At 58.6% G+C, this 15,214-nt stretch carries 11 protein-coding genes; 4 read left to right on the top strand and 7 right to left on the bottom strand.

Translation table 11 applies throughout. The features are described 5' to 3' along the window. Positions 1–2: 2 nt before the first annotated feature. The 7 genes from LAO20_21950 to LAO20_21920 all read right to left on the bottom strand — a co-directional run bounded on the left by LAO20_21950 (position 3) and on the right by LAO20_21920 (position 9,860). A complete protein-coding gene (locus LAO20_21950; protein ID MBZ5534101.1) occupies positions 3–2,315 on the bottom strand; it encodes a phosphatase PAP2 family protein in 2,313 nt (770 codons plus the stop codon). 329 nt (positions 2,316–2,644) lie between these two features. Continuing rightward, positions 2,645–4,219 (bottom strand): undecaprenyl/decaprenyl-phosphate alpha-N-acetylglucosaminyl 1-phosphate transferase, encoded by a 1,575-nt coding sequence (locus LAO20_21945; protein MBZ5534100.1) that lies wholly within the window; start codon positions 4,217–4,219, stop codon positions 2,645–2,647. Between the two features lie 398 nt (positions 4,220–4,617). Further along, a complete protein-coding gene (locus LAO20_21940; protein MBZ5534099.1) occupies positions 4,618–5,805 on the bottom strand; it encodes a glycosyltransferase family 4 protein in 1,188 nt (395 codons plus the stop codon). A gap of 3 nt (positions 5,806–5,808) precedes the next feature. Then, positions 5,809–6,951: a UDP-N-acetylglucosamine 2-epimerase (non-hydrolyzing) gene (gene wecB, locus LAO20_21935; GenBank protein ID MBZ5534098.1), complete on the bottom strand. Its 1,143-nt coding sequence runs from the start codon at positions 6,949–6,951 to the stop codon at positions 5,809–5,811. Then, positions 6,948–8,018 (bottom strand): polysaccharide biosynthesis protein, encoded by a 1,071-nt coding sequence (locus tag LAO20_21930; GenBank protein MBZ5534097.1) that lies wholly within the window; start codon positions 8,016–8,018, stop codon positions 6,948–6,950. Before LAO20_21930 ends, wecB begins: the two co-directional genes overlap by 4 nt. After that, positions 7,999–8,904, bottom strand: coding sequence for an SDR family oxidoreductase (locus LAO20_21925; protein ID MBZ5534096.1), 906 nt, complete (start codon positions 8,902–8,904; stop codon positions 7,999–8,001). The genes LAO20_21930 and LAO20_21925 overlap by 20 nt, the downstream gene beginning before the upstream one ends. Positions 8,905–8,909: 5 nt before the next feature. Then, positions 8,910–9,860, bottom strand: coding sequence for an NAD-dependent epimerase/dehydratase family protein (locus tag LAO20_21920; protein ID MBZ5534095.1), 951 nt, complete (start codon positions 9,858–9,860; stop codon positions 8,910–8,912). 297 nt (positions 9,861–10,157) lie between these two features. On the opposite strand from LAO20_21920, the gene LAO20_21915 reads away from it, so the two are divergent. From LAO20_21915 to LAO20_21900, 4 genes are read left to right on the top strand one after another with little or no spacing between them, the layout of a single operon-like run. After that, complete coding sequence (locus LAO20_21915; GenBank protein MBZ5534094.1) at positions 10,158–11,387, top strand: hypothetical protein; 1,230 nt, start codon at positions 10,158–10,160, stop codon at positions 11,385–11,387. A 13-nt stretch (positions 11,388–11,400) separates the two neighbouring features. Next, complete coding sequence (locus LAO20_21910) at positions 11,401–12,792, top strand: flippase (GenBank protein ID MBZ5534093.1); 1,392 nt, start codon at positions 11,401–11,403, stop codon at positions 12,790–12,792. Further along, positions 12,789–14,072: a glycosyltransferase family 4 protein gene (locus LAO20_21905; GenBank protein MBZ5534092.1), complete on the top strand. Its 1,284-nt coding sequence runs from the start codon at positions 12,789–12,791 to the stop codon at positions 14,070–14,072. The genes LAO20_21910 and LAO20_21905 overlap by 4 nt, the downstream gene beginning before the upstream one ends. Further along, complete coding sequence (locus LAO20_21900; protein ID MBZ5534091.1) at positions 14,072–15,193, top strand: glycosyltransferase; 1,122 nt, start codon at positions 14,072–14,074, stop codon at positions 15,191–15,193. The genes LAO20_21905 and LAO20_21900 overlap by 1 nt, the downstream gene beginning before the upstream one ends. Positions 15,194–15,214 lie beyond the last annotated feature (21 nt).

Genomic DNA, 15,214 nt, shown 5'->3' with positions numbered 1-15,214 from the left:
TATCAGCGCATCACCTGATTGCTGCGGTGTGCGCCTGCCCGGTGCCACAAACTCCACCCATGTACCGGACGCCAGCTTATCTGCAACCCAGCACTCACGTTGGTCTTGGGAGTGGCCGCGAGCAGCGGGAAATTCCAGTGTTCGTATTTCACTGTGCCGCTGAAGACCAGGCTGCCCGCCCGCACCAGGGTGCCGGTCGCGTCGAAATCTCGCAGCTTGCCTCCGCTTAGAAACTCGGGGTTCACGTGCTGGGTGCGGTAGTGCAGCTGCAAGCTGTTGTCGGCGGTCAAATGGTAGGTGCTCCAGATATTGACGCCGCGGCCTTCGCGTCCGATCGCGTTTCCAAGGATCTGGCCGTAATTCGTGTATCCGCTCAGGTAATGCGTGTTGAAGTACGAGACCCCAGCGCCCAAGTTGGGGATGTCGGTGTAGATGCCCTCTGCGCGCAAGTCAATCTGCCGCAGTTTCGGCAGCTGAGGCAGGTAAAGACCGGCGCGAAAAGCTGATTTACGGGGAAAAGAAATGGGCGAGAACTCGTCTTCCGTGAAGGAATCGCCATAAAACGTGAGCCAGTTGCGCAGTCCGGGGACGCGATAAGAAAAATCGAAGGCTGAGCGACGGTCTCCGGGATCATTGGATACTCCGGGAGTAGTGTTACTCAGGGAGTAGCTGCGAGCGAGGCTGTGCAGCGTCAGGGGAAAACCAGGACCGCTCAGGATCGTCGTTACCCCAAACCCGAACTCAAAGTTGCGCGTCGGCTTGAATGAAATCTTCTCCCCTTGAATAAACGGATGCGGCCGCAATGGAGCACTCACCACTCTCTGTGTCCCGGACGTATCGATGATTGAGACAAATTGATGGCCGTTCAACTGTCCCCATACAAGTTCGACGCGAATGCCGCCCAGCAGACCAAAGATCCAGGGCAGAACAATGGGTGAGGCCCGCGAGATGCGCAGCAGCGGCAGCGGCTCGGCGTTGTTGCTGAAGAGGAAAGGGCCGTCCTCACCCGGCCCCCACCAGAGCGTCTGTTTGCCAAACGAAATCAAATTGTCGCGGAAGTTGAATGAAACGTACGCATCGAGGGGGCGCACGCGATCCAGCGTTGCGGTCCGTTGTGGGGGTGCGAAAGGCACCAAGTCCTGGCGGGCAATCGCTGCCTGGGCGGCGGCATCCAGCGCAGGAAGCGTTCCGGCGTGCTGGTATTCACCGCGCACGTAAAACGCCATTGGTCCCACTACCGTTCGCGCCGAAACGCCGGAGACCATGTTAACGCCCTGGCCAAATGGCCGTCCAAAATCATCAGCAATGGTCTTAGCGAAATGGAAGTCATCGGCCAGGGGACGGCCGGAAATACCGCCTACACGGGCATAGACTTCTTCGATACGAGCTTCGGGCTGGGACGCGGGCGCGCCCATCTCGGGAGCAAACTCAGCGGCCAGACGCTCGTTGATGCGCAGAGCCCATTTGTCGGGCCCATCCGGGTCGATCCCATACCCGGCTTCTTCCACCAGCCGCGCACACTCGCTGCGGGTCCAAGGCCGCATGCCGGTCTGAGCGGTTTCTATGTAGCCCATGGCCGCGAGGCGATCCAGCGCGGGATACACCCAGCTATCCATCGCAACATAGGTTGTCCCGGTTTGCTCGGCTTCAAACCTGTGGCCTTCCGAAATGAAATGGCCGTACAGTCCATCGTCGAGCTCGGGATCATGATGGGCGCGGTAGATTTGGCGTCCGATCAGCCACCCCAGGGGCGCACTCACGGCAATGTCAGCGGGAAAGTGCTTGCGTCCGCTGACCCGGGCGATGCTGACGGCCCCGGCGGTCCCATAGGCGAGCGTCTGCGAGAGCCAGCCGGGATACTCGTGCGCAATGACCGAAGCGGCCGTCCAACTCAACATCGCATGGTCGGAAGGAAACGACGGATCTGCGAACTCATGGAAGAACTGTCCCCGGCCGCCGGTGGACGTGGGCCGTTCCCGCCCCAGGATTCGTTTCAACGACTCGCTTACGATCGCGCTGTTGGCCAGCGCTTCGGCAGTGAGCAGTCCGGTTTCGCGCTGCCGCGGGGAGCCGTACAAGCTTCCCCACACATACATGCCTGCCGGCACTCCGGCCAGGACCGCAAGGCCGCCGTTGGAAACGTCATTGCTACGCTTGATCGACTGAGCATTCGAACGCTCGTGCAACATGAAGTTCTCGTCACCGGCTAATAGAAGACCGGCAGTCGCAGCGAAGGGCCCCAGCCAGGAAGAATCACGTGCGCGCAGGCGGAACGGCGAGAGCCAGATGGCCTTTTGGTCGCCCGGCAGATTCAAAAGTACCTTCTTCAGTGACATCTCACCCGAAGGTTGGTCGGTCTTGGGCGTGTCTGGGTGCTGGGTTCGGCCTGAGTTCCGATTCCGATCCGAGTCCTGGGCCTGGACTTGATTTGTGCCTTGACTTTCGCTATTGCTGGCTGCTGGGCGCGGATTGTCGAGGAGTCCCTGGGCCAAAGAACTGCCAGCGGTAATGATGGGGACGACCATCACCCACAAGCTGAACGACGCTGCCGGTAAGAGAAGGCGAGGACGCATGCGTGAATTTGCAGGCTTAACTATATATAAAATTAGACAGCCGTAACCAGAACGGACCTATGAGGGGACCATCAAGAGGCCTCGGGGCCGCGTGCAGACACCATCCCGTTGATCCCGGTGGTACGCGTTGCAGCAGGCGCCGGCGGAAAGGGGCTCACGGGCCGCGATTCGGGGGAGATATGCGAGGCGGTTTCCAGGACTCGGCCCAAGGCGCCGCGCAGCTCATGCTCGAAAAAGTCAACATCAATCGGCAAATCGGCGTCTAAGCTGCGATAGAGAGACAGGCACCCTACAGTCCCGCTTGCTGCTGTGCTCAACGCAAAGGAAAACAGCATCCTTTCGCAGGCCGTCTCGTTCCAGAATCTCTTTACCCCAGGTTGATGAGCTTGCCCGGGGAAAGCAATGTGGGCCCACTCGGGAAGCAGAACAATCTCGAAGCCATCAAAGCTGCCGCGCAAGCAGCTTTCCAGAAGGTTGAGCGCCTCAGGAAAGGAGGTAGTTGTCCGCAACCTGGCAGCGATCTTGCGGACTTCGATGTTCCGCGCCATCAGTTCCTTTTGCCACGCCGCCCGATGCCATATCCTGCGGGCTTCGGCAAACTCGTGATACCCGAGCCGGCGCAATCCAAAGAACAAAAGGAACACCAGGCTGAACACGGCGGGAATAAACAACAAGCGGTTGGGACCTATCACGAAAATAAACAAGCTAAGCACCGCAAACATGGCGGAAACGCCGTAAAGAATCCATACCGCTTGGCGGTGCGTCAAGCCAAGATCAAGCAGCTTGTGGTGAATGTGTTCGCGATCAGCCCCAAACAATGAATGCCCGCTCAAAAATCGTCGCAACACGCTCATTGCGGTATCGGTTAGTGGCAGCGCAAAGGCAATCACTGGAACCAGAACCGCCGAGGTGATGGTCTTCTGGCTCTGGGATTCAGCCATCACAAACCCGCTGAGCATGAAGCCCAGAAACAGGCTGCCGGAATCCCCGAGAAATATTGACGCGGGACTAAAATTGAAGACCAGAAAACCAACAAGCGCGCCGCCCATCACCACTGTGGCCATGGCCACGCCCGGACGCTGGCCAATCAGCGCCAGAGTAAAAATGGTGACCATGGAAAAGAGCGATGCTCCTGCGGCCAACCCGTCCAGACCGTCAATCAGGTTCATTGCATTGCAGATCAGCACCACCCAAAACACCGTAGCCAGCAGGCAAATGGCGGAGTTGACCGCCGGATCGGCTCCGGACCACTGAAAACAGGTAAACCCCATTCCGCCGAAATACAAGGACGCGCCACCTGCGATCTCGATCAGAAGTTTGGTGGGTGCATTGAGGCCCTTCAAGTCGTCCACGAGGCCTGCGATAAACAGGACCACAGCAGGCAGTACCAGCTTCACAAACTTGTCGGCTGCAGGAGCGGAGGCAAGGCCATATCTCGCCACAAACAGATACCCACCGAAAACTGTAATGAACGTAAGAAGGAGAGCAACGCCGCCCAATCGCGGGATCGCGCGCGTATGAAGATGACGCGCTGACTCCGGCCTAGACACAAGTCCGTAGCGATTGGCAAGATCACGCACTATGCGCGTGAGGACGGCCGCTACAACGATGCTCAACAGCAGGAAAACGACAAACTGGACTGCCATTTCGTTATGATTGGTCAGGCTGGGGAAACCTGGCCTTCTCCATTCTGCTATCTGGGTCCTACAAATCTCTCTGACTACTGGTACAAAAATTGTCGCAATTATATTACGCTTCCGCGTAAGAAGCGATTAGGTCAGACTACTTTTATGTAGATTTAAGATAGATCGTTCGCTTGATGACTCATTACTTATCTTTACAATTCTTAGCAACACCAATGGAAGCAAGCAGTTCCATAAGCTACGAAAGAAAGTTAGTCCAGGAAAACTGGAAGATTGGCTAATTCTAATCAGGTGTGTCTTTTTGATACGGGCGAATCCGCCCTGGCAATTTTCGAAACACTTCGTTCATTTGGCTTAAGAGCTCAAGATAAACAATTTAGGATTCGGCAATCCTGATGTCCCTACTGAAAGTGGGAGAGAATCTGCCCGGCGGCTGCCTGCACCGAGAATCGGCTTTCGAGCAAGATGCGTGCGTTATTCCCCATACGCTGGCGCAGCGTGCTATCGGTGGCCAGGCGCAGCGCCGCGTCACGCAGCTTCTGATCATCACCATTTTCGTAGGCGATACCGGCATCAGCCCCCCGCAGTAGGTCGGCGAGGCCATTGCCGGGATTTAAGCTGGCCAGGACTGGCTTACCACACAACAGATAGCCGAGCAGCTTGCCGGTTGAGTTGTGAGTTTGCAGCCGGCGATCCAGGCTGACCAAGCCGACATCAAACTCGGACAAGCACTGAAGGTATTCCTCCTGCGACAACGAAGGAAGAAGTCTTATGTTGGCAAGATGTTGTTCTTCGATCTGCCGGCCTAGCCTTGACGCCTCGCTGCCACCGCCCACAAGCAAAAAGAATATCTCTTGCCGATCTTTCACAGAAGTAGCCAGCCGCATAAGATTGTCCGGGTCTTGGGCAACACCAATATTCCCGCCATAGACGAACACTACTTTATCTCGCAGGCCCAGCTGCTCGCGAAACTTTGTCCCCGCCGGCGGAGGTGGTTGCGTGTCCGTCCAGTTTGAGAGTACTTCCACGCGATGGCCCTTGAGACGCGGATCCAGTCTGAAGTATTGGAGGTCGCCTGCGCCTTCGGCGCCGATGATGTCGGCGGCGGCGTACTGCGTCAGCTCTTTGCGTCTCAGATAACGATAGAGAAGGCCCCTCTTAATGACGCCGGCATCCACCGCCCATTGCGGGAAGATGTCGCGCAGTACCAGGTAAGCCCGGCAGCCCCAAACCGCTTTCAGCTTGCGGACGAGGTCGCCGAAGAAAATTGTCGGGGAATAGAAGACGATCAGGTCGCAGTGATGGGCAGAAAAAAAAGTCTTGGCCTTGCGCCAGATCGTGGCAGGTAGACGGAACTCGCGCAGGCCGCGCATGGCACGGCTGGCGTTTTTCAGATCGCCGGTGCGAACCCGTACCACGGTGACGCCATCTTCCACGGAGATGTCGAGGCCCTGCTGCACAGGGTGGGCCGAGGTCACCACAATGGCCTGGTGGCCGTCGCGGACGAACTGCACACCCAGGTCATGCATCATCTTCGCGCCGGACTTGGTGCTGGGATAGTAGTCATCAATGAGGAGCAGGATGCGCAATCGCTAGTTCCTACGTGATGCGGCTGCGGGGATTGCCGGATGGGTTTCAGGTGCGCTCAAGTCAGGGCGGGATTGGCCGAGCACTATCCCAACGACCGTCGCGGCCACATCGGTCATCAGGTACTCAGGAGGCGGCTGCCAGTTGGCCGGCCTTTCCGTCACCAGCCTGACCAATCGGAGAATGGTCTCCGGGTCGCACCCCGCAAGCACGTTGGACCCGCAATCAATGGTCTCCGGCCGCTCCGTCACGTCGCGAATCGTCACGTTGGGAACATGAAAAATGCAGGCCTCTTCTTGCACGGTTCCACTGTCAGAAAGCAGGCAAAATGCCGACTGCTCCAGGCGAATAAAATCGAAAAAACCAAATGGCTCGGCAAAGACCAGACCAGCGCGATCCAGATCCACGCCAAACTCCCGCATGCGGGCGCGCGTATGCGGATGCAACGAGCACACCACCGGATACCCGTATTCCTGGTGCAAAAGCGCAAGCGCCTGCACCAGATCGCGCAAGCGCGATTCCACATCCACGTTTTCGGCGCGATGCATGGTCACCAGAAAGAATCCTTTCGGACTCAATCCAAGATTGGTCAACACCGGGCTGGCGTTGATGGCCGCAGCGTGATGGTCTATGACTTCCTTGATCGGATTGCCGGTAACATAGACGCTCTCCGGACTGATGCCTTCTCGCAGCAGGTTCTCCCGGCTGCGGTTCGTGTATGGCATGAGCACCGTGCTGATGTGGTCAATGATCCGGCGATTGGCCTCTTCCGGTACGCGGAAGTCGTAGCAGCGATTGCCGGCTTCCATGTGATAGACGGGGATGCCCAATCGGCGCGCGACAATCGCCGACAGGCCGCTATTGGTATCGCCCAGAATCAACACGCGGTCCGGACGATGCTCCAGCATGAGCGGTTCGATGCGACCCAGGATCTGGCCGACCTGGTCGCTAAAGCCAGTGCCGCGCACGGCCAGGGAAAAGTCGGGCTTGCGTACGTCCAGTTCGCGGAAGAAAAGACCATTGAGCCGGTCGTCATAGTTTTGCCCGGTATCCACCAGCAGATGATCAGCACGCTCGTCGAGGAGACGGATGATCAGGCTCAACCGGATGATCTCCGGCCGCGTGCCCAGGATGGTCATGACTCTCAACGCAGTGTCTCCTGAGTTTCGTGGGCCACGTCTTCCATCATCAGGCGCTCGCGTTTCAGCAGCGCGACGGTATCTTCCGGACTCATCACGTCGTCTCCCGAGCTGTACTCGTGTTCCACGCTGCCTCCCGCGGCCGTGCCTTCGCACACCTCGGGGAGCATGGATTGGATCACGTAATACTTGCCGCGCTCCACGGTGCGATGCGCCTCTTCTTCGCTGACCAGAATTTCGTGCACTTTTTCTCCGGGACGGATGCCGGTGATCTTGATCTCAATAGGGCGTTTGTCAATCAATGCTTTGGCCACGTTCGTGACCAGGGCCGACGGAACACGGGGAATAAAGGTCTCGCCGGGCAGGCCGTGTTTCACGGCGTAGATTACGGTTTCCACCGCCTCTTCCAAGCTAAGCAGAAAGCGCGTCATTTCCGGCGTGGTGATGGTAACCGGGCCGCCGTTGAAGATCTGATCATGGAATAGCGGAATCACCGAACCGCGCGAGGCCAGCACGTTGCCGTAGCGGGCGCAGACAAAGCGCGTGCCGGGGCAGCGCATATTGGCCTGGATGAAGATGCGCTCCTGGATGGCCTTGGTCATGCCCATGGCGTTGACCGGCTTGCAGGCCTTGTCAGTGGAAATGCCGATGACAGTCTCTACCGGCAGAGCGTGCTTCTGGATGGCGCGCACGATGTTTTCCGGCCCCTCGATGTTAGTGCGCACCGCTTCATACGGAAAATATTCGCAGGTGGGCACCTGTTTCAGAGCGGCGGCGTTGAAGACGATGTCCACGCCGCGCATGACGGCCTCTACCGCGTTGGCGTCGCGAACGTCGCCGATGCGGAATTCCAGCTTCTGTTGGAAGTTACGATAGATGATTTCGTCGGTGGCAGCGGTTTTCTTCTGGTAGTCCAGGCGCATGAAGTGCTGCTTGGCCTCGTCGCGGGAATAGACGATGACCTTGGCAGGATCGCCATCGTGACCGCTGAGCAGGCGGCGCACCAGCGTCTTGCCCAGCGACCCGGTGCCGCCGGTGATCAGGATGGTTTTGTCCTCAAATGGTTTGCCGTGCATTTCGCCTCCACTGCTCGTAGGGTGTGCTGTCATGCGCGAGTTGCGCCACCAGTTCAGGCCAGGAGGGTGCGCGATAACCGGTGGCCCCAATCCATCTATCGCCCTTCATGCTGCGATCGCAGAAGAAGCTATCGTCGGGGACGATCTCTACGTCCTTCCCATAAGCGTCGCGCAATAGGCACAAGAGCTCGAACTTGGAAATGGTGGCGGCGGTCACCTGAAAGAGTCCGTGCAACTCCGGCTGCTCTTCGATAATACGCGCGACCAAGCCAGCCATGTGGTTGGTAGTGACTCCCGAATAAAAAGCCCGGGTGTAACCCTTGACCGGGCCACGATTCTGGCTGAGAAACCATTCCAGCAGCGATTGAAAATGCTCCAGCTCGCGTCCAATGATCGAGGTGCGCAACGAGAGAGCATTCTTGGCGCTCACCTCGCCCAGGTACTTGGTGCGTCCGTAGAGGTCATGTGCGTCGGCAACGTCGTCTTCAGAATAGTTGCCGCGTTCGCCGCTAAAGACGCAGTCCGTGCTGAAGTGGATCAGCCGGCCATCCCAACGCTCGCACCACTCGGCCAGCAGATGGGGTAGAAGGGCGTTGATGGTGATGCTGGGGATCGCCGACTTGGCTTCAGGGCGTTGTTTGATGACGCCAACGCAGTTGACGATGACATTCGGCCGCCGTTCAGTCAACAAACGCTCGAGTCCCGTCAGATCGGCTGCGTCAACGTTGCCGATCACGTATCCATTCCCAAACAGGCCGGGCGCCAGCGCTGCGGCCTCGTCGGCGCTGCCACGCACGGTGCAAGAAGTGTCCGGGAAGCGCTCCCTGAGATGCTGGAACAGCTTGTGGCCCAGCATACCGACGCCGCCCAGGACCAAGATGTTCATCTGGCTCACTGGTTGGTACCTGCCGCCACCGGATTGTCCATGTTTGCCCTGGCCCACTGGACGTACTCGGGCAGCCCCGCGTACATGGTCACGATGGGCGAAAACCCAAGCTCTTTGCTTGCCTTGCTGATATCGGCCAGGCTGTCGAGCACATCGCCTGGGCGCTTGGGGCCATAGTCGGCGGGGAAGGTGATTCCCGAGCATTCGCGCAGCAACTGCACCAGCCGGTTAATGGTGATGCGCGTCCCACTGCCCAGGTTGAACGCGCCCCATACGCCCTTGGCCGTGGCGGCAGCGTAGTTGGCCCGGGCCACGTCGCGGACGTTGATGAAGTCCCGCGTCTGCTCCCCGTCGCCGAAAATGGTGATGGGCTCGCCACGCAGAATCTGGTGGACAAAGATGGGGATCACGTTCCCATAGGCGTCAAACTGCTGGCGCGGTCCGTAAACGTTGAAGTAGCGCAGGCACACGCATTCCAGCGCATACTGTTTGGAGTAGGCTAGGCAGAGCTTTTCGCCGGCCAGCTTGCTGGCGCCATAAGGCGTGTCCGGCTCGAGGGGATGTTCTTCGCGGATGGGCAGGGTCTTCAACTCGCCGAAGATCCCGGCTGACGAGGAAAAAACGACCTTGGGCACGCCGGCGTGGCGAGCGGCTTCCAGCACGTTCAGCGTTCCCAGCACGTTGATCTCGGAATCGGTGATGGGATGGTCAAGCGAGCGCTTGTTGCCCACCGAAGCGGCCAGGTGGAAGATCACGTCCATGCCCGCCGCCAGCTTGCTGACCAGCGGGGCGTCGCGTACGTCGCCGCGGATGAACTGCACCGCCAGCCCGTCGAGGTTGGCTTGGTAGCCGGACATCAGATTGTCCAGCACCGTCACGTCATGACCATTCGCCCGCAGAAGCTCCGCGATGTTGGAGCCAATGAAGCCCGCGCCGCCTGTGATGAGGGCCTTCATAAAACCTTTCCTCCTGGCCGACTCGCGCCAACATCGCCCCTTGCGCCATTGATGAGGAAACGCGAAAGCCTGTATAGGTTGTGCCGCCCCAACAGGGCGGAGGACAGTCGCAGAATAGGTTGCTTCAGGGCCACAGGCTAAGACCGCTTTCGTTCCCGAATGTTAGCACAGGCGCCTTTACCACTGCGGTTACCGGGGAAGTTCCCATCCAGGCATCTGGGCTGTATTATGATCTCTGTCTTCATGTTCATAGATGGCGTGGCCTAACGCTACGCTTAGTGTCCCGGTAGTTCAAAGATGGCAGAACAGGAAAAAGCAGAATACGAATATCAAGCTGATCAGGAAGCGCAGGCGGTTGCCGAGCCGCGGGTCAGCTTTCTTGAACTGGCCATTAAATTGGCGGACTGGAAGCGATTCATCTTTTATTTTGTGGGAATCGCCACCGTGCTGGCGATTGTGGTTTCCCTGCTGTGGCCCAAGAGTTATACGGCCAATGCCAAGATCATGCCGCCGCAGCAGGGGCAGTCGGCAGTTTCGATGCTGGGCCAGTTGACGCCGCTGGCCGCCATCGCCGGCCGCGACCTGGGCCTGCGCAACCCGGGTGACGTCTACATCTACATCCTCAAGAGCCGCACCGTCGCCGACGCCATTGTTGACCGTTTTTCCCTCTTGTCGGTCTACAACTCAAAAATGCGCGTCAACGCCCGCAAAAAACTGGCGGCGAACAGCCAGATCACCTCCGGACGCGAGGGCGGCATCACCATCTCGGTCACCGACCACGATCCCCGCCGGGCCGCCAGCCTGGCCAACGGCTACGTTGAGGAACTGGAGAAGCTCACCAGGACCCTCGCGGTAACCGACGCCGCCAAGCGCCGGCTGTTCTTTGAGCGCGAAGTGCAGAAAGCCGCCGACGAGCTGTCCCAGGCCGAACTGGCCATGAAACAAACGCAGGAGAAGACCGGCATCCTGCAGGTGGATAGCCAGTCCAGAGTGGTGATTGAACTTCTTGCCGGCTTGCATGCGCGCGCGGCTGCGCAAGAGGCCCAGGTGGAGGCCATGCGCTCTTACGCCACGCCCGGCAATCCTGACTTCATCCGCGCACAGACCGAACTGGCCGCCCTGCGGACCGAATTGGCCCGCGTGGAGGCCGGACAGAACGGCAAATCGGTGGTTGACGTCGCCGTAAAAAAGGTGCCGGAAGCCGCTCTCGAATACCTGCGCAGCCTGCGCGAAGTCAAGTACCGGGAAGCGCTGTATGAACTGCTGTCGCGGCAATACGAAACCGCCCGGCTGGAAGAAGCACGGGACTCCGCCATCGTCCAGATCCTGGACAAAGCCGAGCCGCCGGAACTGAAGTCTGCGCCGCAGCGGGCAATCATTGTGTTGACGACCGCCTTCGTGGCTTTCCTGCTGGCCATCGCTTTTGCTTTTTTCAGCGAGCGTATCAAAGCTGATCCGGCCACGATGGCTTCACTGCAGTTGCTCAGATCCAGGCTGACTTGGCGTTCACAGGCGCGAGAGTCCTAGGAATGTGGGAACAATGAAGTTTGCCGCAGACCAAAAAACAGAATCAGGTCTGGCCCAGGAGACGACTTGTGACGGCGTAGTCGTGCTCCCCGCGGAGAATGCGCTTGCCCCCACCGTCTGGTGGCGAAGGCGGCCTGCCCTTCTGGGAACGGTGGCCGCGCAGTTCGCCATGCTTGCTCTGGGGCTTGTGTCTGGTCTAGTGAGTGGGCGGATGCTGGGTCCACAAGGCCGGGGTGAGTTGGCAGCGATCACGCTTTGGCCCATGGCCTTCGTGTTTTTCGCATCGCTGGGACTGAACCAGGCAATCGTCTTCTACACCGGCAGGCGACAGCACTCTATCTCTGAGGTCTGGACGGCCGCCAGCGTCCTGGGCGTTATCCAGTCTCTTCTGGTTGTAATTGTTGGATTGGCGCTGATGCCTGTGCTGCTTCGCCATTACCCGGCCAGCGTGCAGCGGCTTGGATTGTTCTTTTTGATGACCACACCGGCGCTGCTTCTCGGTGGCCTTCCTGGGAATGTGTTGCAAGGCGCGGGCGATTTGCTTCGCTTCAACATCGTCCGATTGATTTCTCCGGCCTGCTACACGTTTGGTTTGCTGGGACTGTGGGCGCTCGGGCGCTTCAGCCTGCAAGCGGTAGTGGCAACGCAGGTCATCGGATTTGTAGCAGCCTTCGCCGCCGGACTGGTTTTTCTTTACCGCCGTGAGCATCCCGCATTCGTGTTTCGCACAGAGGTCGGCAAGAAACTGCTGGGCTACGGGCTGCAAACCCACCTGGCCAACTTGACTTCATATTTGAATCAGCGCGTGGACCAGCTGATACTCGCGCTGCTGATCCCGGCGCAGGAACTTGGTTTGTACGCGATGGCCGTGGCCCTGGCCATGAGTGTGAGCTTCTTCCCGGCGGCCGCGGGCCTGGTCACTTTCTCCCGAGGCTCCGGCCAGTCAGACGCCCAGGCCAGACACACCATCAGCCGCTCATTCCGCGCGTCGCTGATATGGTTGCTGGCGGGGTGTTGCGGGCTGTTTTTTGCGGCGCCCATTCTCATCTCTACCCTTCTTGGTCCCAGGTTCGCCGGGTCGGTCCTGGCCTGCCGGCTGCTTCTCCCCGGGATGGTGGCGCTGGGATTGAATCAAGTGCTTTACAACGGGGCCAACGCCATGGGCAAGCCTTCATTGCCGTCGTATGCCGAGGGCGTGGGCTTGGCGGTCACCTTCATCGGACTCATGTTGCTGGTGCCGCGATACGGTTACATCGGAGCCGCCATTGTTTCCAGCGTTGCGTACACCGTAAGTTTCGTGGTGATGCTGGTGCTTTCTGTTGCATTCTTGCAGCTCAGGATTCGGGACTTGGTTCTGCCCGCGCGCCAGATGATCACCGACCTGCCGGGAGTCACCTCGGCATGACCCGCAACGCCGTCGCACCGCTGGAAGACGCCAGGGGACAGGTGACAGCGCCCGGCAACGGACCGGCTCCTGAACGCCGCTATCGCCTGGCGATTCTGGCTTCTCACGTCATACAGTATCAAGACCCACTATTTAAGGCGCTGGGCGCGCATCCCGCTTTTGATGTAGAAGTCTTTTTTTGTTCCGACAGCGGGGCCAAGCCATACATGGATTCAGGATTTGGGCGCGAAGTGAAATGGGACATTGATCTGCTTCAGGGATACAAGTTCCAATTTCTGCGCAACCTGAGCCGGCCGGGCGCGTCGGGCTTCTGGGGCGCCATCAACCCGCAAATTGTCTCCAAGATTCGGAAAGGAAAGTTTGACGCTCTGCTGGTGCATGGCTGGGCAACATGCACCATCTGGGCCGCGATCATGGCCGCCCTGGTTTTGAAGGTTCCCATACTGATGCGAGGTGACAGCAATCCTCTCCGTCCGGTTCCGCTTTGGAAGCGGGCCATGAAGAAAGCAGTGCTGGTCCCGTTATTCAAGTGCATACGGGGCTTCCTGGCGATCGGGACGCACAACGCAAACTTCTACAAGGGCTTTGGCGCGCCGGAGAACAAGATCTTTCTCGTGCCGTTTGCGGTGAACAACGCGTTTTTCTTTGCCGCGGCAGAAAGGCTGCGCGGCTCGCGCGAAGCGGTCAGACAGAGGATCGGAGTTCCGCCAGGGTTGCCGGTGATCTTGTTTTGCGGCAAGCTGTCGGACGTAAAGCGGCCCCTTGATCTGCTGACGGCTTTCGCGCCGTTGCAGCAGGAGGCGAGCCTGGTCTTTGTCGGCGACGGCCCGCTCAAGGCGCCGCTCCAGGAGCATGTAGCAAAAAAGGACGTTCGCAACGTTCATTTTGCCGGTTTCAAGAACCAGAGCGAGCTGCCGGAGTTTTACGCCGCGGCAGATATTTTTGTCCTGCCGTCAGAGTTTGAACCGTGGGGGCTGACGGTGAATGAAGCCATGTGCTTCGGCCTCCCGGTGATTGCTTCCGACAGAGTGGGAGCGGGCGGCGACCTGGTCAAAGACCGGGAGAACGGTTTTATTTTCCCTTATGGCGACGTGCAACAACTGGCCAGTCTCCTGGCCACGCTGGTCCGGGACACAGCCTTGAGAAAGCAGATGGCGGACAGGTCGCGAGCCATCATCGAGCATTGGAGTTACGATCAGGATGTTGAAGCGCTGGCGGCCTGCTTGGCGGCCGTTGCGCCGCGACAAGAAACCATGTCTACCCGGAATCCGTCAAATTGATGTTACGCATATTGTTCATAGGCGAGAACTGGTACGGCAGCAACGCACGGTCTTGTGCGGAGGCCCTGCGACGGCTCGGCTGCAACGTCCTTGATGTTGACGCTCAAACTTTTTTCCCGCAGCCGAGATTGTTCGCCTCGCGTGTTGTCGGCCGCCTGGTAAGACCCAGACTGGTACGGGAATTCAACGACTACATTCTGGCAACAGCAGAACAGTTTAAGCCGGACATATTGCTGGCCTTCAAAGGCAATTTTGTTCTGGCCAATACCTTAAAAGCCATCGGCGCCAGGGGAGCGGCCCTTTACAACTACTATCCTGACACGTCGGCTTTTTCCCATGGCAAATGGATTCCGCAGTCGCTTCCCGAGTATGACTGCGTGTTCTATACCAAGCCTTTCTGGTATAAGGACGTGTCCCGGCAGCTCAAATTGAAGGCCGGATGCTTTGTGCCGCACGGCTATGATCCCGAATTGCACAAAATGGTAAAGCTCGACCCCAGGGACATTCAGGATTTTGGGTGCGACGTGAGCTTTATTGCGACGCACACGGCCTACAAAGAAGAGGCGGTCAAAGGCCTGCTGCATCTGCGCCCAAATCTCAATTTGCGCACCTGGGGAGGCGGCTGGAAGGAGCGTTGCCGAACGAAAGAACTGCGGAGATGCGTCCAAGGTCTTCCGCTGCTGGGTGAAAGCTATACCCGGGCAATCCAGGCAGCGAAGATCAATCTGGCCATCATGTCCGGTCAAGTCCAGGGTGCGTCGCAGGGCGATCACACCACGAGCCGCACCTACATTATTCCCGCTTGCGGCGGTTTCATGTTGCACGAGCGCAATCCTGAGGTCCTGGGACTATACGAAGAAGGCAAAGAAATCGAATGTTTCGAGTCAGCCCAGGAATTGGCAGAAAAGATTGACTATTATCTGGCGAACCCGGAAGAGCGTGAACGAACCGCCCGCGCCGGCCACGCTCGCTGCGTCCCTGCCTACTCCTATGACAGTCGGATGTCCGAGCTTATCCGCTGGCATGGTGAGCGCCACGGCATTCCCATGCCGCCGCTTCTTTCAAGCGTGGTTTGTGCAGGAACTTCAGGTTCTCCGGAGCGGGGTCAAAACTTGAAGTAGAATTAGGCGGATCGTTGGGCG

Source organism: Terriglobia bacterium (genome assembly GCA_020072815.1).
Lineage (GTDB): Bacteria > Acidobacteriota > Terriglobia > Terriglobales > Acidobacteriaceae > Angelobacter.
The sequence above is the reverse complement of the archived record's forward strand: the minus strand, read 5'-3'. Positions and strand labels throughout refer to the sequence as shown.

Coding starts and splice junctions, on each gene's coding strand:
- LAO20_21930 (MBZ5534097.1), bottom strand. CDS start 8,018: ATGCACGGCAAACCATTTGAGGACAAAACCATCCTGATCACCGGCGGC.
- LAO20_21905 (MBZ5534092.1), top strand. CDS start 12,789: ATGACCCGCAACGCCGTCGCACCGCTGGAAGACGCCAGGGGACAGGTG.
- LAO20_21900 (MBZ5534091.1), top strand. CDS start 14,072: ATGTTACGCATATTGTTCATAGGCGAGAACTGGTACGGCAGCAACGCA.
- LAO20_21945 (MBZ5534100.1), bottom strand. CDS start 4,219: ATGGCAGTCCAGTTTGTCGTTTTCCTGCTGTTGAGCATCGTTGTAGCG.
- LAO20_21915 (MBZ5534094.1), top strand. CDS start 10,158: ATGGCAGAACAGGAAAAAGCAGAATACGAATATCAAGCTGATCAGGAA.
- LAO20_21920 (MBZ5534095.1), bottom strand. CDS start 9,860: ATGAAGGCCCTCATCACAGGCGGCGCGGGCTTCATTGGCTCCAACATC.
- LAO20_21910 (MBZ5534093.1), top strand. CDS start 11,401: ATGAAGTTTGCCGCAGACCAAAAAACAGAATCAGGTCTGGCCCAGGAG.
- LAO20_21925 (MBZ5534096.1), bottom strand. CDS start 8,904: ATGAACATCTTGGTCCTGGGCGGCGTCGGTATGCTGGGCCACAAGCTG.